This window comes from Actinocorallia herbida, assembly GCF_003751225.1.
Taxonomy (GTDB): Bacteria; Actinomycetota; Actinomycetes; order Streptosporangiales; family Streptosporangiaceae; genus Actinocorallia; species Actinocorallia herbida.
Genome location: NZ_RJKE01000001.1, coordinates 3,905,542 through 3,928,435 on the forward strand (window position 1 = coordinate 3,905,542; position 22,894 = coordinate 3,928,435).

Sequence of the window (22,894 nt, forward strand, 5' to 3'; positions counted from 1 at the left end):
GATCCTCACTCGGTGACGGGGTCGAGGGTCAGCCAGCCCTCGCGCAGGGTGGGTTCGGCGGGGAAGTCGGCGGTGGGCGGGCCCCCGGTGACCTTGTGGGCGCTCCAGCCGGACCGTTCGCGCTCCCGCCACGTCCAGGTGCGGCCCGGCTCGGCGGGCACCGGGAGCGCGGCGGTCCCCGGACCGTCGTCCAGCACCGGCGCGACGAAGTGGACGGGCCGGAGACCGGCCAGCACGTCCCGGTAGTGCGCGGCGGGTATCCGCAGCGCCTTGACCGGCAGGACCCCGCTGGTGAGGTGGACGGGCGCGCGCGGATCGACCAGCATCGTCAGCCGCCGGGGCGGCAGGCCGGGCGCGGTCTCCAGGAGCGGCGCCTCGTCCGCGAGCCGGATCTCGCCCAGTCCGGGAGCGTGCTCGGGATCCTCCGCCCAGTAGGCGACGAGGCCGTCGTCCAGCCGGGCCGCGGAACCCACCCGGACGGGGAAGCGGACGAGCGGGAATCCCGTCGTCTCCCGTTCGGCACGCCGCAGGTCCTGGCGGAAGACGTTCCAGTCCTGGTGCACCGCGGGCAGGCCCATGAGCTGGAGGTCGAGCTCGGCCCTGACCACGGCGAGCGCGGTCGCCGTCAGCGGGCCCTGGAGGTAGTCGGCGGGCTCCACTCCGGCGAGCAGCGCGTCGAGGTCGCCGAGCAGCACGCCGAGCCGTTCGCGGCCCGCGTCGCGGAGGGCGGCGGCGACGGCCCGCAGCCGGGGGTGGGCGATGGCGTCCGCGGTCGGGGTGTCTCCCCCCGGCGCGGGCAGCCACGGGGCGGGCCCGGGTCCCGGCGCGGCCACGAGGGAGCCGAGCGGGGTGCCGTCGGCGGCGAAGAAGGCGAGGGCGTCGTCGAGGCCGTCGGGCATGACCCAGCCGCAGACCGGCGAGGTGGTCGGGACGTCGTTCATCTCGCGCAGGTCGTGGTCGGCGTCGAGCCAGCGGAAGGCGAGCCGGGCGGGCTGGGCCAGCCGGGGCGGGAGCGCCGCCCAGCCGGGCCGGTCCGGGACGCGCAGCCGGGTGGACGTGGTGATCTGCTCGGTGTCGACCTCGTGCGGGATGCCGAAGTTGTCGATGATCCGCAGCCGTCGGATCCGCAGTGCGCCCGTCCGGATCGGGGTGAAGTCGCCGAGCGGGTGCGGGGCGTGCAGGGCGTCCGGCCCGACCGCCTCGGCGACGGCCGCGGCGAAGCGCCGGTGGTCGGGGAAACCGAGCGGGTCGGCGACGGGCAGCTGGCGGGTGAGGCGGCGCATGAGCAGGGCGTCGTTGAAGCCGCCGAGCACCTGGGCGAGGTTGTCGTGCTCGTGCTCGCTCAGGTGGGCGTGGATCGCGACGAGGGTGCGCAGCCGACGGTCTGGGCCGTGCGCGGCGTACCAGTCGAGGACCGCGCCGGGGGATCTCAGGAACTCCTCGGGCGCCGTCGCAGCGCCGGTCGCCTCGGTGTAGGGGGCGAGGATCGTGCCCGAGAGGTAGCGCAGCACCCGGGCGGACAGGACGGGCCGCGGGCCGGGTGACAGCACGGTCGAGCCGGAGTAGACGTTCGCCGCCTTGACGGGCGTGCCGTGTCCAGGGCGGACGTGCAGGTCGACGTCGCCGAGGGTGTGGTTCGCGGTGAGGTAGGCCGGGTCGTAGTCGCGCAGGCCGCCGTCGAGGTTGCCGCCCGGCCCGACCGGGAAGAACTCGGCCTCCCACTCCAGCAGCACCGGATGCCAGGGAGCGTGCGTCCAGACGGTGTCGCGGGGACTGGGGGCGGCGACCGGGTGCCGGAGCAGCGTGAGGTTCGTGAAGTCGTCCACCCGTGCGGTCCGGCAGGCCAGGAGCCCGTCGGGCCGGTCCGCGCCGTCCCGGCCGTGCCGGTCGCTGGGGGTGGCGGCATCGCCGGTGAGCAGGACGACGGGTTCCGCCGGCACGTGGTGGCCGGGCGCGGGGACCCGCGCCAGGACGAACTCGGCGGCGACGGGGCGGGCCTCGGCCGCGTTGACCACGGAGAGCGCGGCGAGCAGCGCGGCGCGGGCGGCGGCGAGCGCTCCGGCGAGCGTGCCGGGGGCGGCCTCGGGGCCTCGGCCCGTCCGTGCCGCTCGGTCGGCGAGTGACGCGATCTCGCGCTCCAGGAAGAAGCGGACCTCGTCGGGGTCGGGGTAGGAGTCGCGGGCGGTGTCGGGCGGGTAGGCGCAGAGCTGGTATCTGTGCCAGTCCATGAACAGCCGCTCGCGCCGTGACCGCAGCTCCTGTCCGGCCCGGTCGTAGGCCTCCTGGGCGGCGTTGAGCCCGTCGAGCAGGTCGCCGATCGCGTGCGGGAGCCGGAGCGCCTCGCGGCGCTGGCGCACCGCGGGCTCGGCGGGCCCGTCCGCGCGCCGCACCGTCCACAGCGTGCCCGAGGGGACGGCGCGGAAGCCCGCGGCGTGCCGCGCCGCGGCGAGGGCCGGCCCGGCGTCCAGGGGCCGCGACTCCAGCTCCGCGGCGAAGGACAGGGACTCGAGCAGCTCCTCCACCTCGTCCGCGGTCACGCCGGGCAGCGCCGTCCCGGCAAGGGTCTCGCCCAGGTGCGCGGCGAGCGCCTCGGTGGGGCTGAGCCCGACGCAGACGCCGGAGTCGCCCGTGCGGAGGGGGCTCACAGGGTCGACGTCGGGCCGGAAGACGACCCGGGCGGAGCAGACCGTCCGCGTCGGCCGGGGCGCCGCCGGGTGGACGCTCCAGCCCAGGTCGGTGGCGAGCCGGTCCCGCCAGTCCGTGCCGGTGAGCGCGGTCACGGGGTCCTGGCGGGGGTCGGCGTACCAGCCGACCACGTCATAGGAGAGCAGCGCTTCGGGGGACAGGCCGGTGATGGCCGGGTCGTGGAACCCGAAGACGCTGCGGCAGTCGGGGTAGAAGGCCGCGAAGGCGGGCTCCCCGTACCCCACCGCCGTCAGCGGCCGCACTCTGTCCCCGCCCCCGCTCTCCCTCCACTGGGACAGGGGCGTCTTCCGTCCCAGCCGCCGGAAGGGGAGCCCTCCGGCCTCGGAACCGGTGACGGGATAGGTGACGCCGTCCCCCGCGTCGTCGAAGAGGTCGCTGTCGACCACCCACTGCGCGTCGACCCGCCCGCGCCGCGTCCGGGTGACCAGCCACCGGTTCGGCACCGTCGGCACGGAGGTCTCCCCGTCCCGCTGGACGTGCCGGGTCAACCCGTCGGGCAGCGTCCAGTGCAGGTGCAGTCCCGCGGCCAGCCGGAAGTCCCCGTCCTGAAAGGGCCGGGCGGTGACGCGCTCGCCGAGGTAGGGCGACTGCGGATGGACGTCCCGGCCGGTGTCCGGGTCCACATGGGGGAGGAGGCCGAAGTCCGCGTGCGCGCCCACCGCAGGCGTGTCGATCGCCAGGAAGAGCGCGTCCAGCCGGACCGGCACCACAAGGATCTCAGCCACGCAACCTCCGCTCCAGGCCCGTCTCGCCGCGAAATCTATACCTTCTGTCACGAGACGTGAGGTAAGAGTTATATGCCGGTTCGATTAGGGAATTGGCCCATGTTCACTAGATGCGCGGCGTCGGCTACCGAGGGTGGCGGGCGCCGTAGGCGGCGGCGAGAGGGCGGGCGGTGAGGCCGTGCGCCAGGACGCTGAGCAGGACCGTGCAGCCGATGACGGTGACGGCGTCGTCGGCGTCGGGGCCGAGTTCTTCGAGGGCGATCAGGGCGAAGACGAGGGAGGCCAGGCCGCGGGGGCCGAACCAGCCGAGGAAGAGGACCGAGGAACGGTCGAGACCGGCGCCGAGGGTGACGAGGGCGACCGGGAGCATGCGCACGACGGTCAGGCTGAGCACCGCGTACAGGACGGTCGGCGGGCCGATCCGCGAGGCCATGATGGGGAGGACGATGACGCCGAACGCCAGCCAGACCAGCAGGGACACCAGCCGTCCGGTCTGCTCCAGGTAGGCGAGTTCGGCGGGCCCGCGCGGCCCGGCGGCCGCGCCGAACGCCAGGCCCGCGCAGAAGGCCGCGATGAAGCCGTTGCCGTGCAGGGCGACCGCGCCCGTGTAGGCGAGCACGGCGAGCGCGAGGACCGCGATGCCGGTGAAGTCCTCCGAGGCCCACTCCCTGCGCCGCGCCGCCCGCAGCAGCCCGCCGCCCGCCGGCCCGAGCACCGCGCCGACGACGAGGCCGAGGGCGAGTTCGACGAGCGCCATGCCCAGGGTGGGCGCGCCGCGGACGGCCTCCGCCGACGCGGCCCCGGCGAGCGCGAACATGACGACGGGGGTCGCGATCCCGTCGTTGAGCCCGCTCTCCACGGTGATGAGCCGCCGCATGCGCGGGGGCACCCGGGGGTTCGTCACGACGGGGAGCCCGAGCGCGGCGTCGGTGGGCGCGAGCGCGGCGCCCACCAGCAGCGCGAGCCACAGCTCAAGGCCGGGGAAGAACCAGGACGCGAGCCCCCAGCCCGTGAGGATCGTCAGCGGGAGCCCGACGCACAGCAGCCGCGCGTACACCCCCCGGTCCGCGCGGACCTCGCGCCACGGCACCCCCGCCGCGTCGGAGAACAGCACCCAGACGAGGGTGACCTCGACCAGAGGCCGGAGCGCCTCCGGGGCGGTGGGCCCGGCGACCGTCCCCGTCGCCGCCAGCAGTCCCCCGACGGCCACGAACACGATCGGCGCGGTCAGGTCGGCCCGCTCCAGCCGCGAGGACACCAGCCCCCACCCGAAGATCACCAGCACGACGACCGTGACCGCCCCCACGCCCAAGGCCCCCTCCGCCCCCGCGCCCCGCCCTTTTTTCGCCCGTGCCCGCACCCGGCCCACGCCACACCCACCGGTGGTCCGCGCGGTGTCTCCCGACCCGCGCGCCGAGGGCCCGTCAGTCGGATTCGGTGACCTTCAGGGTGATGGGGAAATGGTCGGAGAACCCGGACTCGTTGACCTTTTTCCCCATGCCGCCGAAAGGGACGGGGGCGGGGTAGGCGCCGGTGCTGAAGGTGCCGGGGAAACGGAGGATGCGCACGGATTCGGGGTGGACCCGGAGCGGGGATCGGGGACGGGCCATGGGGGCGTTGACGATGAACTGGTCGAGCAGGTTCGGTTCGTTGTTGAAGTAGAAAGTGCCGTCGGGGACGCCCATCTGAGGCCACATGAGGTTCCACAGGCGGGGCGTGTCGGCTTCGAGGACCCGGCGCCGCTGGCGGGTGCTGAGGGCGTGCACGACCAGCGAGGTGTCGAACGGCTCGTCGTTGAAGTCGCCCATCGCGAGTACCGGCGTGTCGGGGCCGTGCTCCTCCAGGGTGCGCTGGTGGAAGTAGGACAGGGTCTCGCCGGCGATGTGCCGGTAGCCCGCGGACTCGGCCGCGCCGCCGCTGCGTGAGGGCCAGTGGTTGCCGAACACCGCCCACGTGCGACCCCGCCTGGTCCGGAAGTTGACCTGCACGATCTCCCGGGTCGCGTTCCGGCGCATCACCACATGGAAGAACACCTGCCCGTCGGGCACCTCGAACAGGGCCGGATCGTAGAGGAACGCGACGTCGATGCCCCGCGCGTCACCGGTGTCGGCGTGCACGATCGCGTACCGGCGCCCCGGCAGCCGGTGGTGCACCGCCGCGGCCAGCCGCTCCAGGACGAACAGGTTCTCGACCTCGCACACCCCGAGCAGATCCGGTCCGGCGCCGTCCTTCATCTGCGCGATGACCGACGCCAACCGCTCGATCTTCAGATCGCGCAATCGCGGCGTCCACCCCGTGATGTCATCCTTGATGACCCGCGCCAGCCGTTCCGACCGGCGCGGCGAATTCTCCTCGTCAAAAAGGTTCTCGACATTCCACCAGGCCACGTCATAGTCGTCCACCGCTGCACTCCTCAGCCGGCCCGATGCGACCCCGCACCCGAATTTTACCCGCGCAGCGCCACTTCGACCGGACGGCTTTGTGGATAGCGTGATACGAGCTTTGGCCGAGGCCACCGGTGCCCGGACGGGTCAGACGCCCAGGTCCAGGGTGACGAGGTCGGACCAGGCGGCGAGACCGCCCGGATGGCGTGCGACCAGGTGGAATTCCAGGGTGTCCGTGCCGAATCCGGTGCCGTCCCAGGTGTAGGTGCCGTCGGGGCCGGTGTAGAGGTAGCCGTAGCCCGACCATTCGTCCTCGGAGTCGGCAGGACGGGCGTAGACCGTGACGGAGCCCGACGGGTCGGGCTGCCAGGTCCCGCAGGTCTTGACCTCGACGAGACCGGTCAGGGTCGGCGGCGTGGTGGAGGTCGCGGAGTCGGCGCTGACCGAGACGCGAAGATCGCTCGCCGTGCCGGACGTCGGCGGGACGAAGCCGGGCTGGAGGACGACGGTCTCGGAGACGGCATGCGGGTTCGCGCCGCCGTAGTAGGCGATGACGTAGAACTCGGTGGCGCGCTGGATCGGCGCCGGCCACGAGAAGGTGCCGACGTCGGCCGTCGCCGGCACGGCGTCGTAGGCGATCCAAGGGGCGTCGGGCAGGTCGGTGGGACGGCCGAACACGTTGACCATGACCTGGGGCGCCGCGCCGATCGTGCCCCAGACGCCGTCGCGTTGGAGTTCGACCAGGCCGGTCAGGGTCGGCGGGCCGGAACAGCCCGCGGGAACCGCGGTGAGGGACGCCCGCATCCCGGTGATCGCGGCCGAGGCCGGCACCGGGAGGAGCAGGACGACGGCCGCCGCGAGGGCGATGACGAAAGCCGTGAACGCGCGCATGTAGTCCGCCTTGCCGTAGATCGGAAACACCTCACCGAGATCTACAGCGGTGGTCCGGTCCCGCCTGTGGAAAATGACGCACTCTCCCGAAATGGCCGGGTCCGGTGTGGCGCACAGGGCGTGAGATCTACCTGGTCTTCGCCCTGGGGTGGGGGGGATGTGCCGGAAAGGGCGCTTGTATTGACTTGGGGTGTGAGGGCCGTGGGAGGGCGGTATGGCGAAGACCGAGGCGGAGGTCCTGTTCGAGGCCGTCGCGGCGCCCCTGGCTTATCTGTCGGTCGAGCTGGTGTATCTCAAGGTGAACCGGGCGTATGAGCGGACGACGGGGCGGTCCAGGGAGGGCCTGCTGGGGCGGTCGGTGGCGGAGTTGTTCCCCGGTGACGAGGCGGGGGAGGAGTACCTCGCGCTGCTGGACTCGATGGAGCGGGTGCTGACGGATCGCGAGACGGACATCATGGCCGTGCACCGGCACGATGTGGAGGAGCCGGGCAGTCCCGGGGTGCTGCGGGAGCGCTACTGGAACATCACGAACACCCCGATCTTCGACGAAGAAGGGAAGATCGTCGGGATCCTCAACCAGCCGCAGGAGGTGACCACGTTCGTCCGGCGGGAACCCGACTCGGCGGAGTTCCCCGAGGAACGGGTGGAGACGCTCGAGGCGCACATGCTCGCCCAGACCAGCCAGCTGCACGAGGTCAACCAGCGGCTGCGGCGCGCCCAGGTCAAGGAGCGCCGGGTCTCGGACGCGCTCCGCAAGGCGGTCCAGGAGCAACGCGAGGCTGTCGCCGACGCCTCCCACGATCTGCGCGGCCCGCTCACCGGCCTGCTGACCCGGCTCCAGGTCGCCCTCGACGACCCTGACGCCGACCCCCGCGAGACCCTGCTCGCCACGCTCCAGGACGCCGAGCGGCTCGGCGACATCGTCGGCGACCTGCTGGAACTGGCCAGACTCGAGGCCGGGGTGCCCGCGGACACCGAGCCCGTCGACCTTCCGGTGCTGGTCGGTGGCGAACTCGTCCACCTCGCGCCGCGCAAGACCGTCCGCACCCACCTGGACGTCGGGGTGATCGTCGACGCCTCCCGCGTCCGGCTGGCCCGCCTGGTGGGCAACCTGCTGGCCAACGCCGAACGGCACGCCGCGTCCCGCATCGAGGTGGCGGTCCTCGTCCGGGACCGCCAGGCCGTCCTCGAGGTGATGGACGACGGCCCCGGCATCCCCGACCCCGACAAGGAGGCCGTCTTCCGCCGCTTCTACCGCCGCGCCGACGCTCGCCGCCTGGACCCGGGAGGCACCGGCCTCGGCCTCCCCATCGCCCGCCAGATCGCCGAGTCCCACGGCGGCACCCTCCAGGCCACCGACCGCCCCGACGACCTCCCCGGCGCCTGCCTCACCCTCCGGCTCCCCCTCCACCGACCCTGACACCCTGGTCCCGGAAAGCGCCGTGGCGCCCGCAGCCGGAACTGCGGGCGCCACGGGTGTCCCGCGGTCAGGGGAGGACGGTCACTCGGGCGGTCGGGGAGCCGTCGATCTCGACGTTCAGGAGGCCGTCGAGATCGACGGGTTCCCGGCCGCGAGGGCGATCGCGGTGACCGCGCCACCCCAGGCCGGCGTTCGTGCTGCGCTCCTGCGCCGGAAAAGGGCTCGGCGGGGGGAACCGAACGGGGTCGGGTGGCATCGAAGCAATACGTATGACGGAAGAGCGGCAGCGGCGGAGGAGATGGCGATGGGCATGTTCAAGCAGATGAAGCAGATGGTCGGCATGGTCAACCAGGCGCCGGCGATGATCGACCAGGCCAGGCTGCTCCAGCAGCAGGCCCAGGCGGCCCAGGCGGCCCAGGCGGCGCGGCAGGCGCAGTACGGGCAAGCGGGGCGGTACGGGCAGGCCGCGCAGTTCGGCGCGCAGTTCGGCGGCATGGTCCCGCAGCCCGGCATCGCCGAGGGCGACCCGCGGCTCGCGCCGATCGAGGGCGTGACCCTGGCGGACTACGCGCGGATCTCGAAGTTCGCGGCGACCCACGGGCTCGACCTCGCCGGCCTCGGCGGCTACGTCGCCTCGCTCGGGTTCGACCCGCAGGTCTACCACCGCGCCACCGAGGCGTGGAACGCGCGCTTCAAGGGCGACATGGCGCTCGCCGCCCACTACGGCGGCCTTTACCAGGAAGCGCAGGTCTGACATGGGATTCTTCAAGTCGCTCAGGCAGCTCCAGCGGCAGTCCGCGGACATCCAGCGCGACTGGGACCCGGCCGCGCAGATGCGCGCCGGCATGGCGCAGATGCAGGCGGCGACCGCGTCGCTCGCGCAGCAGAACGCGACCGCCCACCTCGCGCACACCGGCTTGCCCGGCAGCGGTATGGTCACCGCCGTCCGGGACTCCGGAACCCGGATGAACGGGCAGCCGCTCGTCACCCTCGACCTCCTCGTGACGGTCCCCGGGCGCCCCCCGTACCCCGTCACCGTCCAGTGCGTCGTCCCCCTGATCGGCCTGCCACGCCTCGCCCCCGGACAGGACCTCCAGGTCCGCGTCGACCGGGCCCGACCCGAGTCCGTCGCCGTGATCTGGGCCTAGTCCACGCCTTTCCGTCCCGCTCTCCCGCCCGGCTCATCGCGTGGCGTGGAATCCGAGGCCCGGACCGCCTACGCCGCCTCCACGGCTTTTGAAGGAGGGGATTGGTGGTAACACTGAGTTACCAGTGGGGATCTTAGAGGGACGGCCGGGGGTGCGGCGTGAGGTACGGGATCTGGGCGGTCCTGCTCGCGGTCGCGCTGGTCGTTCCCGGGGCCGCCGGGGGTGCGGACCAGGTTCGGGCGTTGACGGCGGTGGTGGCCGCGTCGGCGTCGGGGCTCGGCGGGGCGGCGCCCGCGCCCGTGCCGGACCGCCGGGACGGGTCGGCGGAGGACGTCACCGAGTGCCCGGGGGCCGCGCGGTCACGGGCCGCGATGAGATCGCGGGGCGAGAGGTACCGGGTTCGCCCGGTCGTGCCCCCGGCTCGGCCGCACCGCGCCGGGACGGTCGTCGCCGGGTCGTCGACGGGGAGGTCGGTCGCGCGGCCGGACCGGGGCGCGAGGGCGCAGGCGCTGCTCCAGGTGTTCCGCTGCTGACAGGTGTGCTCCGACGGCCCGTGCGGGGCCGAACGGAACCGAGCCATCTGTCGACCGGCACACCGAAACCGAGGAAACCATGGAGCCACTCACCCACGCCCAGACCCGCACGACGGACGCCGCCGCGGCCCGTCCGACCACGCTGATCATCGCCTGCTGTGACGCCCAGCTGGATCCCGCGCGACTCGCGGGAGCCGCCCCGGGCAGCTGCCTGGAACTGCGCACGTTCGGCAACGTCGTCCCGCCGTACCGCCCGCACCGGGTGACCGCCGAGGCCGCCACGATCGCCTACGCGACCGAGATCCTCGGCGTCCAGGAGATCGTCGTCGTCGGGCACAGCGGCTGCGGGGCCGTCGCCGCACTCCAGCCGGGCGGTCTCAGCCTCCGCGCCTTCGATGCCTGGTGGTGGCTCACCCGCAGCGGCAACACCGGCCGGGGCCGCGCCGCCACCGACGACCCGGGCCGCGCCCACCTGCGGCTCCAGGTGGCGAAGCTGCTCCGCTACCCCAAGATCAAACGTCGGCTCACCGAACGCCGCCTCGATCTCCGCGCCTACTACGCCGATCCCGCCTCGGGCACCGCCGAACTCCTGGAGCCGCCGTCGCGCACCTGACCGCGAGGGGCCCTGGGACCGGCATTCCCGGTCCCAGGGCCCGCCGCGGTACGCCGAGAGCACGGCCTCCGCCGCCGCGATGAGCCCGTCCGCCGACCGGGACGCCGAGCGTAAGGTCCTTCTTGTGGTTCCTGAGCGGGGACGGAGGGGTGGGCGTTGCGGCGGCAGGTGATGGGCGCGATCGTCGGGGTCGTGGTGCTCGGGGTGCTGCTGTTCGCGGCGCCGCTCGCGGTGGCGGTGGAGCGGCTGTACCGGGGGGACGCGGTCGGGGAGCTGGGGCGGGAGGCGGCGCGGGCCGCGGCGTGGGTGCCGGACGGAGGCGGGCTGCCGTCGAAGTTCGGGGAGCCCGTCGATGACGACGCGGTGCTCGGGGTGTACCGGGACGGCCGGAGGATCGCGGGGGAGGGGCCCGCGACGTCGGCGGTCGCCGCCGCGACGGCGGACGGCGGCATCCACGACGACGTCGAAGGGGACGACCTCGCCGTCGCGGCGCCCGTCCCGGCGGACGGCGAGGCCGAGCGGTCGGCGGTCCGGATCGCGGTGCCGTACGAGGAGGTCACCGAGGAGATGTGGGAGGCGTGGCGCACGATGCTGTTCACCGCGCTCGCCGTCCTGCTCGTCGCGGCGGGGCTCGCCTGGTTCCTCGCCCGGCGGCTCGCGGCGCCGCTGGAGCGGCTGACGGACGCGGCGGGCCGGCTCGGCGACGGTGACTTCAGCGTCCGGGCGGTCCGCTCGGGCGTGCCGGAGGTGGACGCCGCCCAGCGCGCGCTGGAGACGACCGCGCGCCGCCTCGGCCGGACGCTGGAGCGGGAGCGCGCCTTCAGCGCCGACGTCTCCCACCAGCTGCGCACCCCGCTCACCGGGCTCCTCCTCGGCCTGGAGTCGGCGCTCGACGAGCCGGATCCGAGGCCCGCGATCCGGACCGCCCTGGAGCGCGGCGACCACCTCCAGACGATCATCGAAGATCTGATCGCCCTCACCCGGGACGCGCCCCGCGCCGATCTCGACCTCGACCCCCTGCTCGCGGGGGCGGAGGAGCGCTGGCGGGCGCCGCTCGCCGTGGAGGGCCGCGCGCTGGAGATCCGCAAAGACCCCGGCCTGCCCACCGCGCAGGCCTCGGCGGCGGCCGTCCGGCAGATCCTCGACGTGCTGATCGACAACGCCCGCGCGCACGGCGAAGGCACGGTGACGGTCACCGCGGCCGACGTCGGCGCGGGCCTGTCGGTCGAGGTCTCCGACGAGGGCGCGGGCCCGGACGATCCGGAAACGATCTTCGCCCGGCGTTCTCCCGGCACGGGCCACGGGATCGGGCTCGCACTCGCCAGGTCCCTCGCCGAGGCCGAGGGCGGGCGGCTCATGCTGCGCGGCGGCGCCACCTTCGTGCTGCTGCTGCCCGAGCGGCCCGTCTGGAGCGGCTTCGGGCCAGGGGGTCGCGCGTTAGCCGGGCGCTAACCTTCGCCCGGTTAGCGTCGGCGGTCCGCTCTCGTCCGTAAGGAAGATGGGATGACCGCTCCCGCGACGCGCCGCTCCCCGGGCCCCTTCTCCGCCTTCGCGCTGGGCCCGGTCGCGGTGCTCCTGGCCCTGTTGACCCTCGCCGTCTCCATCGTCGGCGGCCTCCCGTTCGACGGCCCCGTGCACGACTGGTTCGCCGCCAACCGCGCCGCGCCGCTGACCGAAGCCGCGCGGCTGCTGACGGACTCGGCGGTCGGCGTGCCCGCGCTCCTGCTCGCCGCCGCGGCCGGGGCACTGCTGGCGGGCCGAGCGGAACTCCGCCATCGGGCGCGGTACGCCGCGGCGGCGATCGGCGTCCTCCTCGCCGGGCGGCTGGTGCGCTACGCCTGCGCGGAACTGCTGAACCGCGCGCGTCCCGAGCAGACGGACTGGGCGGTCCCCGCGTTCGGGCACGCGTTCCCGTCCGGCCACACCGCCGGCGCGACGATCATCGCGGTCCTGTTCGTCGCCGCCCTTCGCGGGACGGGCCCGCGCGCCCTGGTCGTCGGATGGGCGCTCGGCGTCGGGCTCACCCGGGTCTACCTGGGCGTGCACTGGCCGACCGACGTGCTCGCCGGGTTCTGCTTCGGCGTCCTGTGGACCGTCCCGTGCCTGTGGCTGCTGCGCCGCGGCTCCGTGCGGGACGAGGCGCGCGAGGCGGCCTAGGATCCGAGGTGTGGCCGGAGAACGCATCATGATCGTGGAGGACGATCCCGTCATCGGCGAGGAACTGCTGCGCTCCCTCGGCAAGCAGGGCTTCGCGACGGCCCTGGCGCCCACCGGCGCCGAAGCCCTCGACCACGTCGGGGAGGCCGCGCCCGACCTGGTGCTCCTCGACCTCGGCCTGCCCGACATGGACGGGGTCGCCCTGTGCCGGATGCTGCGCGCGTCGCTCCCGCACTCGGTCATCGTCGTGCTCACCGCGCGCACCAGGGAGTTCGAGGTGGTCGTCGCGCTCGACGCGGGCGCCGACGACTACCTCACCAAGCCGTTCCGGCTGGCCGAACTCGGCGCCCGCGTCCGCGCCCACCTGCGCCGCAGCGCCGCCGCGTCCGACGAGCGCCCGCTCACCCTGGGCCGCCTCCGCCTCGATCCGGCGGCCCGCCGCGCCTTCGTCGGCGGCGCCGAACTCGACCTCCGCCCGAAGGAGTTCGACCTCCTGGCCCACCTCGCCGCGCACGCCGGCACCGTGGTGACCCGCGAACAGCTCATGGACGCCCTCTGGGACGCCCACTGGCACACCTCGACCAAGACCCTCGACGTCCATATCGCCACCCTCCGCCGCAAACTCACCGCCCAAGGCGAACCCCCCGACCGCATCACCACCCTCCGCGGCACCGGCTACCGCTACACCCCCGACGCCTGACCGGGTGGCTCCCCGCTCGTAGAGCCCGACGGCGGTCACCTCGACGGGACCGGACTCGGGTCACGGTGAGAGAACCGCTCGATCCGTGACCTCGAGCCGACGGCCGGGGACGGGGTCAGGCCGGCAAGGGCGGGGCGAGGGCCGTGGTACGGGATTCGAGGTCGGTGGCGATGTCGAAGAGCAGGGGTTCGGCGAAGCGGGCGGCGATGAGCTGGACGGAGAGGGGAAGGCCGTCGGTGGCCTGGACGGGCACGGTGATGGCCGGGAAGCCGAGGACGGGCACCGAGGTCATCGGCCACATGGCGGGGAAGAGGGAACGCGCGCGGGCCGGGTCGATGATGTCGGCGTCCTGCTCGAAGGGGGGCTCCGCGCAGGCCGGGGTGAGGAGCAGGGTGTTCCCGTCGCCGCCGGTGAGGAGTTCCTGGAGGCGGGTGATGAGGGTGGCCCGGCGGGCCCAGCCCTGGATGTAGTCGGTGATGCCGACCGCGCCCCAGAGCTCGGCGGCGGCCTCGAAGCAGAAGGTGAGGTTGCGGCGGGTCGCCTCGTCGCCGATCTCGCGCATGCCGGGGGCCATCGGCTTCAGGTCCTCCATGAGCAGGAGGGACCACAGCCGGGCGGCCTCGCCGAGGAGGGGCACCTCCATCTCCTCGACGGGGTGCCCGGCGTCGGCGAGCCTGCGGGCCGCCGTGGTCACCGCGGCGTCGACCGACGGGTGGGCCCTCGCGAGCCCGACGTCGCGGACCACGCCTATCCGCACCGGGCCGCGGCGAGGCGCGAGGGAGGGCACCGCCGGGACGCCGAACGGGTCACGCAGGTCGGGGGTCGTCATCGCGGCGAGCGCGAGCCGGGCGTCGGAGACGGTCTTGGCGATCGGCCCGTGCACCGCCCACGCCTGGAACGTGAGGGGGCCCTCCAGCTCCGGTCCCCCCGGCGGCTCCCAGCCGGAGACGAGGCCGACGGTCGGCCGGATGCCGACGACGCCGCAGCACGCCGCGGGGAAGCGGATCGAGCCGGCGATGTCGTTGCCCTGCCCGATCGGCGCCATGCCCGCGGCGACGGCCGCCGCCGCGCCGCCGCTGGAGCCGCCGGGGGTCCGGGACGCGTCCCACGGGTTGAGCGTCCTGCCGTGCGGGTCGTTGCCCGAGAACCAGCGCATCGAGAAGGCGGGCGCGTTGCTGCGGCCGAGGAACACCGCGCCGGACGCGCGCAGCCCGCCGACACAGGCGGCGTCGCCCGTGGCGCGGGCCCCGGCCGCCACCGTCAGGCCATGGCTGGCGAGCTTGCCCCGCTCCGGGGTGTTGATCTTCGTGTTCACCGGTACGCCGTGCAGCGGGCCGAGGACGGCCCCTGCCGCGACGGCCTCGTCAGCCCGGCGCGCGGCCTCCAGCGCGTCCTCCGGCAGCACCTCCACCAGGGCGTTCAGCGCCGGGTTGACGGCCTCGATCCGGCCGAGGCAGGACCGGACCGCCTCGCCGGACGAGAACTCCCGGTTCCGGATCCCCGCCGCGAGCTCGGTCGCGGACAGCTGCCACAGTTCCATGCCTTCTCCAAGTCGATCGTAGGCGGGCCCGTCCTTCCAGCGCCGAAGTGACGGCGGCGCCGGGTGCGGTCCCGCATGGCATGGCGAGGAGAGTACGTGATGCAACAGCGATGTACAACGGTGTTGTATTTCCGGTGGGGTGTTCGTTACCGTGACGCCATGCCGATGGAGATCGACCTCACCCAGCGCCTCGCGATGATCGCCGAGGCCACCCTCGACCTCGTGGCCACCGGCGGCATCGACGCCGTCAGCATCAGGGCCGTCGCCAAACGGATCGGCGGGTCGACCACGCTGGTCACCAACTACCTGCCGACCCGCGAGGAACTGCTGCGCAACGCGGTCGAGCACGCGCTCGCCGCGTGGGACGCCGAGACCGAGGGCGTGATCGAGGGCGCGGCCGAGGACGAACGCCTGGCCGTCATGGCCCGCTGGGCGAGCTCCACGACCGGAGACGACGCGGTGCTGCGCCGTCTGTTCATGGAGATCCTCGGCCGCAGCGAGCCGGAATCCGACGCCGTCGCGCTGCTCCGCAAGGACGCGCGCCGCGCCCACGAGGGCCTCAGCGCGGCGGCCGAGGCGGCGGGCGCGGCCGACGCCGCGTTCACCGCCGACATCCTGCACCTGGTGCTGCGCGGCTTCTACCTGTCGAGCCTCGAGGACCCGCAGGGCTGGCCGGGCGACCGTGTCGGACCGCTCATCGACCGCCTGGTCCGCGTGCTGATCGCGGCCGACCCCGAGACCTGAGCCTTGAAGGAGAACCCGATGCGGTGCCCCGACACGCCGGCCCAAGCCCGCCCCAGCACCGCCCGCGGCCCACCGGCCGCTGAGCTCGCGAACCGGATCATGCCATCTCGGGATGGGCCACGGAGGCCGCATCCCGTCTCACCCTGATCGGCCCCCGCCGACCGGGGCGTCAAGAACACCCGTCGTGCGGTGGCCCTGTGCTCCGTCGCGTCGCGTGCGGCGGGCTTCGCCATGCCTTCCGGCCGCCGACTTCCGCGTGCCTTCCGAGGTACGCGTCCCCCCGCCGACCCGTCCCAGCTCGAAGGGTCCTCTCGTCATGCCATTCACCCAGCGCCCTGCCCGGCGCCACCTGCCCGCACTGCTCACCACGGTCCTGCTCGGCTCGGCGGCCCTGGCCGCCTGTTCCAGCGGGGGCGACGGCGGCGGCAGGCCGACCGTCGATCACGGTATCACCACGTCGGTTCCGGCCCCCACCCAGGAGGTCGCGTCCCTCACCTGGAACGTCCCGGCCGGGGAGCCTCCGACGCTCGACCCCGCCCAGTCCGGCATCGAGTCGGTCAGCACGATCACCGCGAACCTGTGCGAGGGCCTGTTCACCCTCGGGCCCGACTACAAGCCGCGGCCCGCGCTCGCCACCGGCGTCGAGCACCCCGACCCGCTCACCTACGTGCTGTCCCTGCGCGAGGACGCGACGTTCTGGAACGGCGACCCCGTGACGCCCGCCGACGTCCTGTTCAGCGTCGAGCGGATCCTCGACCCGAAGCTCGGCTCCTCCTGGATCGGGTGGGCCGCGAACCTTCGCGACATCAAGGCCACCGGCGAGCACGAGATCACCGTCCGGCTCAAGCGGCCCGACGCCGTCGTGCCCAACTTCTTCGCGATGCCGTCGTTCTTCGTCGTGCAGAAGAAGTTCGCCGAGACCGCGGGACCGGCGTTCGGGACGGCCTCGGGCGGCCTCATGTGCACCGGGCCGTACAAGTTCGGCGCGTGGACGCAGGGCCAGGACGTCACCGTCACCCGCAACGACGCCTGGTGGAACACCGCAGCGCCGAAGGTGAAGGACATCCGCTTCACGTTCATCACCGACCCGTCGGCGCAGACCGCGGCCCTGGCGAGCGGCGACGTGGACGGCCAGTTCAGCGTCCCGCTCGCGGCCGAGCCCCAGCTCGCCGGCAAAGGACGGCTGCTGTTCGGGGCGAGCATGGCCCCGACCTTCCTCTCCGTGCTGAACTCGGAGGGGGCGCTGGCCGAGCCCGCCACCCGTCGGGCGCTCCAGGCCCTCATCGACTACAAGGGCATCCTCGAGTCGGTCTACCAGGGCACCGCGCAGCCGCTGCGCGCGCTCGTCCCGCCGGAGGCGTGGGGCTACGCCGCCGACGTCTACCGGGCCGAATACGACAAGCTGCCCGAACCGGCACAGGATCTGGACAAGGCGAAGGCGCTCGTCGAGGCGACCCCGGCCGCCAAGGAGAAGATCGTCCTCGCCTACACGACCGCGATCGACGAGGAGAGCCGGATCGCCACGGCGATCGCCGACGCCGCGGCCCAGGTCGGGATGACGGTCGAGCTCCGGCCGCTCACCGCCGAGCAGTTCGGCGCGGTGTTCATCGCGCCGACCGCCCGGGAGGGCATCGACCTGCTCTTGTCGTCGGGCTACCTGGACTTCCCCGAGCCGCTGGCCTACTACCAGTTCTTCACGACCGGCCACTTCTACAACTTCGGCGGCTACGCCGACACCGGATACGACGCCGCGATCGGCAAGGCGATGACCACCGAGGACCCCGTCGGGCGCGCCCGGGAGGTCGCCAAGGCACAGGGCATCATGGCCGCGGACCTCGCCAACATCCCGATCGCCACCCAGTACGTCCGGGTGTTCTACACCGACCGTCTGACGGGGCTCGTCCCCCGGCAGACGTACGTGAACACGCCGTGGGCCGTCTCGCTGGGCGGCGTCTGAGATGAAGGGTTCGTTCGGCCGCCGGATCGGCGGGCGCGCCGCGGGGGCGCTGCTGACCGTCCTGGTCGCCTCGGTCGTCATCTACGGGGCGCTGCGCCTCGTGCCCGGCGATCCGGTGCTCACGCTGTCCGCCGGACGGCGGCTGACCCCTGACCAGATCGAGGCGCTGCGCGAGCGCCTCGGTCTGGACCGGGGGTTCGTCCAGGGCTACCTGGCCTGGGCGGGCGGCGCGCTCCGCCTCGACCTGGGCACCTCGCTCACCTACCGGACGGGCGTCTCCGCGCTCATAGGCGCCCGGCTGAAGGTGTCGGGGCTGTTGCTGGCCTACGCGGCGGTGCTGGCCGTCGTGCTCGGGTTCGGCGCGGCGCTCGCCGCGGCCGTCAAGGGCGGCGCGGTGAACCGGGCGGCGAGTGTCGCCGCGGCGGTCACCACGGCCACGCCCCCGTTCGTCGCGGCGATCATCCTGCTGTCGGCGTTCGCGGTCGGGTTCGGCTGGTTCCCGGCCACCGGCGCGGGCTCCGGCGCGCTGCCGGACCGGCTCTGGCACCTGACGCTGCCCGCGGTCGCGATGGCGCTCGCCGCCTTCGGCGTCCTGGCCAGGGTCGGGCACGCCGCGCTGGCCGAGGCGATGGGCCGCGACCACGTGGAGGCGGCGATCGGCCGGGGCGTCGGCCGGGCCGCGGTGATCCGGCGGCATGTCGTCCGCAACGCGCTGCCCCCGCTGCTGACGGTCACCGGAGTGCTCGTCGCCGGACTCTTCGTCGGCACCGCCGTCGTGGAGAGCGCCTTCGGCCTCGACGGGGTCGGGTCGCTCCTCGTCGCCTCGGTCTCCCGCCGTGACTTCCCCGTCGTGCAGGGCATCGCGCTCATCGCCGTAGTGCTCTTTGTCGCGGTGAACACGGCGGTGGACCTGCTGATCCCGCTCATCGACCCGCGAGTGAAGGAAGGCGGGGCCGAGTCATGACGTTCTCGATCCCGGCGCTGCGCGCGCCGCGGTCCCGGCCGCGCGGGCGAGGGCGGCTCGTGGTGCGGTGCGCGCTGGCCCTTCTCGGGCTGGCGGCCGCCGCCGCGCTGCTCGCGCCCGTCCTCGCACCGCACTCCCCGGAAGCGACGAGCCTGTCGGCGTCCCTGGCCCCGCCCGGCACACCCGGGTACTGGCTGGGCGCGGACTCCACCGGACGCGACGTCCTGTCCCGGCTGCTTTACGGGGCGCGGCTCTCACTGCTCGCGCCGCTCGGTGTGGTGCTGCTGTCCGGGCTGCTCGGCACCGCGCTCGGGCTGTTCGCGGCACGCGCGGGCGGCTGGGCCGACGCCGTCGTGTCACGCTCGATGGACGTGGTGTTCGCGTTCCCGAGCCTGCTGCTGGCGATGCTGGTCGTGGCGGTCTTCGGGCCGGGACTGCTCGCGCCGATCTGCGCGCTCGCCGTCTCCTACACCCCGTTCATCGGCCGCATCGTGCGCGGCGCGGCCCTCCAGGAAGGCGCCAGGCCCTACGTGGAGGCCTACCGCGTCATGGGCTTCGGCGAACTCGCCGTCACCCTGCGGCACCTGCTGCCCAACATCGCACCTCTGCTCGCGGCGCAGAGCGCACTCGGCTTCGGCTACGCCCTGGTCGACCTGGCCTCCCTGTCCTATCTGGGCCTGGGCAGCAGGCCCCCCGACGCCGACTGGGGCTCGATGATCGACCAAGCGCGCGGCGCGATCCTCCAGGGCTCCCCCTGGAGCGCCATCGTCCCCGGCGTCGCCGTCCTGCTGACCGTCGTCAGTGTCAACGTGCTCGGCGAGCACATCAGCGCCTCGGTGGCGCGCCGCCGGGAGGTGCGCGGATGAGCTCCGGAAGCAACGGAAGACCCGGCACCGCGGGGAGCGCCGAGCCCGCCCGGGGAACCGGCGACGTGCTGCGGGTCTCCGGGCTGTCGCTGGACGTCGGGGGAGTGCCGCTGCTCGCGGACGTGTCCCTGCGGGTGGCACGGGGGGAGACCGTCGGGCTCGTGGGCGAGTCGGGGTCGGGGAAGTCCTTGACCGTGCGGGCCGCCCTCGGGCTGCTGCCGCGTGGTGCCCGTGCCTCGGGGTCCGTCGGGGTGGCGGGGACCGAGGTGCTCACCGCGCCGCCCCGGGTGCTGCGCGAGTTGCGCAGGACCCGCGTGTCGATGGTGTTCCAGGACCCGAGGGCGGCGCTCAACCCGGTGCGGCGGATCGGGGACTACCTCACCGAGGGGTTGCGGGCGCGGGGGGTTCCGGCGCGGGCGGCCGGGGCGCGCGCGATCGACCTGCTGGAGCGGGTCGGCATCCGCGACCCGCGCGGGGCGCTGCGCCGGTTCCCGCACGAGTTCTCCGGCGGGATGCTCCAGCGCGTCGTGATCGCCGGGGCGCTGGCGACCGAGCCCGCGCTGCTGCTGGCCGACGAGCCGACGACGGCGCTCGACGTCACCACCCAGGCCGAGGTCGTGGCGTTGCTGCGCGACCTGCGCGACGAGCATGGCACCGGCCTGGTGTTCGTCACCCATGACCTCGATCTGGCCGCCGCGATCTGCGACCGCGTCTACGTCATGTACGCGGGCCGGACCGTCGAGGAGGCGCCGGGCGCGGCCCTGTGCGGCACGCCCGGCCATCCCTACACGCGGGCGCTGCTGGAGGCGAGCCCGTCGGTGCGCGGTGAGCGTGCCGAGATCCGGGCCATCGCGGGCCGGCCGCGCGCGCTGGCCGAGGCCCCGTCGGGCTGCGCGTTCCGCGACCGCTGCCCGCGCGCGGCCGACGCCTGCGCCGCCGCCGTGCCCGAGGCCAGGTCACACGGCCTGTCCCTCGTCGCCTGCCTCGACCCGGAAGGAACACGATGACGGCGCCCGTGCTGCGCGTGACATCCCTGGTGAAGCGCTTCGGCGCCTTCACCGCAGTGGACGGGGTGGGCTTCGACCTGCCGCCCGGCCATGCCCTCGGCATCGTCGGCGAATCGGGCTCCGGCAAGACGACCACGGCCCGCATCCTCGCCGGGCTGGAGGCGCCCACCTCCGGAACCGTCGAGCTGGACGGCCGGGTCCTGGACACCGGATCCCGCCGCGACCGGCTCCGACAGGCCCGCCACCTTCAGATGATCTTCCAGGACCCGTACGGCTCGTTCGACCCGCGCCTCACCATCGCCCGGTCGATCGCCGAACCGCTGCGGCTGCACGACCCCGGCGGTGACCACCGCGCCCGCGTCGCCGCACTGCTGGAGCAGGTCGGGCTGAGCGAGCGGCTGGGCGGCTCGCTGCCGCGCGAGCTTTCCGGCGGCCAGCGGCAGCGCGCCGCGATCGCCCGCGCGCTGGGCATCGCACCGCGCGTCCTCGTCCTCGACGAGGCGGTCGCCGCGCTCGACGTCTCCATCCAGGCCCAGATCCTCGGGCTGCTCGCCGACCTCCGGCGTGACACCGGCATCGCCTACGTCTTCGTGAGCCATGATCTCGCCGTCGTCCGGCATGTCACCGACACCGTGCTGGTCATGCGGCACGGCAGGGTGGTGGAGCGCGGGCCGACCGAGGACCTGCTGCGCGACCCTCGGCACCCCTATACACGGCTGCTGCTCACGTCCCTTCCCGGCCCCGGCTGGGACCCCGACCGGGTCGCCCGCGACCGGCGCGCCCTCGACGCCGCCGACGCCACCACTCGCACAGAAAAGACCGGACCGTGAACTCACGCCATCCCGGGCAGTTCGCCCATCACTCCCATGGCCGCCGCCCGCCCGTCGCGCACAAGGCCGGCCCCGCGCCTGTGCCGGACGACGCCGAGCCCGTCTCCGTGCCGATGCGCGACGGAATCCGGCTCGCCGCCGACCTGTACCGGGTCCCCGGCGATCGGGCCCGTCCGGTCGTCCTCGTCCGGCTGCCGTACGACAAGGACGGCGTGTACTGCTTCATGCCGGAGATCGCGCGGTATTTCGGTGCGCGCGGCTACCACGCGGTGGTCCAGGACGTGCGGGGCAAGTACCGTTCCGAGGGCGCGACCGAGTTCGGCCTGCACGAACCGGACGACGGACACGACACCGTCGCCTGGATCGCCGCGCAACCGTGGTGCGACGGGAACGTGGTGATGTGGGGTGACTCCTACTACGGCTACACCGCGCTCGCCGCCGCGGTCGGCGGGCATTCCGCGCTCCGGGCGATCGCGCCCCGGCTGACCGGCTCCCAGCTGTCCACGGTCCTCGACCGCGGCGACGGCACGCACGAGGTCGAGCAGACGGCACGCAAGGTCTATTTCGCCTCGCACTATGTCGATCGGGACAGGTACGAGTGGGAGCCGGACTGGCGCGTCCGGCCGCTGCGTGCGGAGTTCGAGGCGTTCTATACCGAGATCGGGCGACGGTCGGTGAACTTCGACGCCGAGTTCGCCGGACCGTCCCGGTTCGTGCCGCCGCCGTTGAAGGCCCTGCTGGAGGCCCCGCCGATCCCCGTGCTCTACACGATCGGCTGGTTCGACAACTGCGCCCTCTGGTCCTGGCACGACGTGCGGGCGCTCGCCCGGCACCCCGGGTGGTCGGCCCGGCTGCACCTGCGCCTCGAGGCGATCGACCACGAGAACCACCGCCTCGCGGACGCGCCGATCGGCCCGGAGCACGACCACACGGCGTCGTCCGAGGTGCTCGGCCGGATGCTGCCGCGCTACCTCGATCCGGCGCTGGCGTTCTTCGACGCGGTGCTCGGGGGGCGTCTCGCGGAGCTTCCGCGGGTCGACTACGAGGTGTGCCACGGGGAGTGGGCGACGGCCGGGGAGTGGCCTCCGGCATCCGCCGCGGGCTCGGCGTACCTGCTGACGGCTTCGGCGGGGCTCGTCGCGGAGTCCGGAGACGTCAGCGGGGAGGAGCACGAGCTGACGTGGACCTACGACCCGGCCGATCTCGTCCCCTCTCCGGGAGCCAACCCCTTCGCGGCGCTTCATGACCGGGCGGACCTGCGGGCGGTGGGGGAGCGCTCCGACGTGCTGCGGTTCACCGGCGAGGCCGTCGAGCGGGACACCGATCTGCTCGGTCCCGCAGCGCTGCACGTCGGGTTCTCCGCCCCGGCCGGGGCACACCTGCACGTCAGGCTGCTCGACCAGGGCCCCGACGGCGCCGCCCACCTCATCACCAACGGCCAGGTCAGGATCGCCGAGGCGGCCGACCGTACCGGGATCCGGGTCGACCTCCGCGACATCGCCTACCGCCTCAGGGCCGGGCACCGGCTGGTGCTCGATCTCACCAGCAGCGACTTCCCCGACCATGTGCCCGAGGCCCCGCCCGGCACCGACCCCTGGTCCGCTCTGCCGGGCGGCCCCTCACCGCGCACGGTCACCCTCGGCGGCCCGTCCCCGAGCCGTCTGGTGATCGGAGCGGCCCGCCCGGAATCCTCGAAGCGTCCGGGCTGA

The 22,894-nt window shown here is 73.9% G+C and carries 20 protein-coding genes; 14 read left to right on the forward strand and 6 right to left on the reverse strand.

Going from position 1 to position 22,894, the window contains the following annotated elements:
* Positions 1 to 5 precede the first annotated feature (5 nt).
* The 4 genes from EDD29_RS18115 to EDD29_RS18130 all read right to left on the reverse strand — a co-directional run bounded on the left by EDD29_RS18115 (position 6) and on the right by EDD29_RS18130 (position 6,736).
* A complete protein-coding gene (locus EDD29_RS18115; RefSeq protein ID WP_148086000.1) occupies positions 6 to 3,431 on the reverse strand; it encodes a hypothetical protein in 3,426 nt (1,141 codons plus the stop codon).
* 124 nt (positions 3,432 to 3,555) lie between these two features.
* Positions 3,556 to 4,737, reverse strand: coding sequence for a cation:proton antiporter (locus tag EDD29_RS18120; RefSeq protein WP_246053420.1), 1,182 nt, complete (start codon positions 4,735 to 4,737; stop codon positions 3,556 to 3,558).
* A gap of 118 nt (positions 4,738 to 4,855) precedes the next feature.
* Entirely contained in the window at positions 4,856 to 5,833 is a 978-nt protein-coding gene (locus EDD29_RS18125) for an endonuclease/exonuclease/phosphatase family protein (RefSeq protein WP_123665542.1), read from the reverse strand.
* Between the two features lie 129 nt (positions 5,834 to 5,962).
* Positions 5,963 to 6,736 (reverse strand): hypothetical protein, encoded by a 774-nt coding sequence (locus EDD29_RS18130; RefSeq protein WP_123665543.1) that lies wholly within the window; start codon positions 6,734 to 6,736, stop codon positions 5,963 to 5,965.
* Positions 6,737 to 6,920: 184 nt separating this feature from the next.
* Between EDD29_RS18130 and EDD29_RS18135 the strand changes: the two genes are divergently transcribed.
* The 3 genes from EDD29_RS18135 to EDD29_RS18145 all read left to right on the forward strand — a co-directional run bounded on the left by EDD29_RS18135 (position 6,921) and on the right by EDD29_RS18145 (position 9,274).
* Positions 6,921 to 8,126 (forward strand): PAS domain-containing sensor histidine kinase, encoded by a 1,206-nt coding sequence (locus EDD29_RS18135; protein ID WP_123665544.1) that lies wholly within the window; start codon positions 6,921 to 6,923, stop codon positions 8,124 to 8,126.
* A gap of 304 nt (positions 8,127 to 8,430) precedes the next feature.
* Complete coding sequence (locus tag EDD29_RS18140) at positions 8,431 to 8,880, forward strand: hypothetical protein (RefSeq protein ID WP_123665545.1); 450 nt, start codon at positions 8,431 to 8,433, stop codon at positions 8,878 to 8,880.
* A 1-nt stretch (position 8,881) separates the two neighbouring features.
* Positions 8,882 to 9,274, forward strand: coding sequence for an RND family efflux transporter (locus tag EDD29_RS18145; protein ID WP_123665546.1), 393 nt, complete (start codon positions 8,882 to 8,884; stop codon positions 9,272 to 9,274).
* A 133-nt stretch (positions 9,275 to 9,407) separates the two neighbouring features.
* Here EDD29_RS18145 and EDD29_RS44920 read toward each other — a convergent pair whose 3' ends face one another.
* On the reverse strand, positions 9,408 to 9,854 hold the full coding sequence (locus tag EDD29_RS44920) for a hypothetical protein (protein WP_148086001.1): 447 nt from the start codon (positions 9,852 to 9,854) through the stop codon (positions 9,408 to 9,410).
* A 32-nt stretch (positions 9,855 to 9,886) separates the two neighbouring features.
* On the opposite strand from EDD29_RS44920, the gene EDD29_RS18155 reads away from it, so the two are divergent.
* The 4 genes from EDD29_RS18155 (at position 9,887) to EDD29_RS18170 (ending at position 13,277) form a co-directional block, all read left to right on the forward strand.
* Entirely contained in the window at positions 9,887 to 10,420 is a 534-nt protein-coding gene (locus tag EDD29_RS18155; RefSeq protein ID WP_123665548.1) for a carbonic anhydrase, read from the forward strand.
* A 156-nt stretch (positions 10,421 to 10,576) separates the two neighbouring features.
* Positions 10,577 to 11,872 (forward strand): HAMP domain-containing sensor histidine kinase, encoded by a 1,296-nt coding sequence (locus EDD29_RS18160; protein ID WP_170201454.1) that lies wholly within the window; start codon positions 10,577 to 10,579, stop codon positions 11,870 to 11,872.
* Between the two features lie 51 nt (positions 11,873 to 11,923).
* Positions 11,924 to 12,577, forward strand: a complete 654-nt coding sequence (locus EDD29_RS18165) for a phosphatase PAP2 family protein (RefSeq protein WP_123665550.1) — start codon at positions 11,924 to 11,926, stop codon at positions 12,575 to 12,577.
* Between the two features lie 28 nt (positions 12,578 to 12,605).
* On the forward strand, positions 12,606 to 13,277 hold the full coding sequence (locus EDD29_RS18170) for a response regulator transcription factor (RefSeq protein ID WP_123670549.1): 672 nt from the start codon (positions 12,606 to 12,608) through the stop codon (positions 13,275 to 13,277).
* A gap of 115 nt (positions 13,278 to 13,392) precedes the next feature.
* Here the strand turns inward: EDD29_RS18170 and EDD29_RS18175 are convergent, their stop codons facing one another.
* Positions 13,393 to 14,817 (reverse strand): amidase, encoded by a 1,425-nt coding sequence (locus tag EDD29_RS18175; RefSeq protein WP_123665551.1) that lies wholly within the window; start codon positions 14,815 to 14,817, stop codon positions 13,393 to 13,395.
* 159 nt (positions 14,818 to 14,976) lie between these two features.
* Between EDD29_RS18175 and EDD29_RS18180 the strand changes: the two genes are divergently transcribed.
* The 7 genes from EDD29_RS18180 (at position 14,977) to EDD29_RS18210 (ending at position 22,894) form a co-directional block, all read left to right on the forward strand.
* On the forward strand, positions 14,977 to 15,561 hold the full coding sequence (locus tag EDD29_RS18180; protein WP_170201455.1) for a TetR/AcrR family transcriptional regulator: 585 nt from the start codon (positions 14,977 to 14,979) through the stop codon (positions 15,559 to 15,561).
* Between the two features lie 316 nt (positions 15,562 to 15,877).
* Positions 15,878 to 17,518: an ABC transporter substrate-binding protein gene (locus EDD29_RS18185; RefSeq protein ID WP_170201456.1), complete on the forward strand. Its 1,641-nt coding sequence runs from the start codon at positions 15,878 to 15,880 to the stop codon at positions 17,516 to 17,518.
* Position 17,519: 1 nt separating this feature from the next.
* The gene (locus tag EDD29_RS18190; protein WP_123665554.1) at positions 17,520 to 18,482 is read left to right on the forward strand and encodes an ABC transporter permease; all 963 of its coding nucleotides are present in this window, start codon (positions 17,520 to 17,522) and stop codon (positions 18,480 to 18,482) included.
* Entirely contained in the window at positions 18,479 to 19,348 is an 870-nt protein-coding gene (locus EDD29_RS18195) for an ABC transporter permease (protein WP_123665555.1), read from the forward strand. The genes EDD29_RS18190 and EDD29_RS18195 overlap by 4 nt, the downstream gene beginning before the upstream one ends.
* Positions 19,345 to 20,355 (forward strand): ABC transporter ATP-binding protein, encoded by a 1,011-nt coding sequence (locus tag EDD29_RS18200; RefSeq protein ID WP_123665556.1) that lies wholly within the window; start codon positions 19,345 to 19,347, stop codon positions 20,353 to 20,355. The genes EDD29_RS18195 and EDD29_RS18200 overlap by 4 nt, the downstream gene beginning before the upstream one ends.
* A complete protein-coding gene (locus EDD29_RS18205; RefSeq protein WP_123665557.1) occupies positions 20,352 to 21,185 on the forward strand; it encodes an ATP-binding cassette domain-containing protein in 834 nt (277 codons plus the stop codon). The genes EDD29_RS18200 and EDD29_RS18205 overlap by 4 nt, the downstream gene beginning before the upstream one ends.
* On the forward strand, positions 21,182 to 22,894 hold the full coding sequence (locus EDD29_RS18210; protein WP_123665558.1) for a CocE/NonD family hydrolase: 1,713 nt from the start codon (positions 21,182 to 21,184) through the stop codon (positions 22,892 to 22,894). Before EDD29_RS18205 ends, EDD29_RS18210 begins: the two co-directional genes overlap by 4 nt.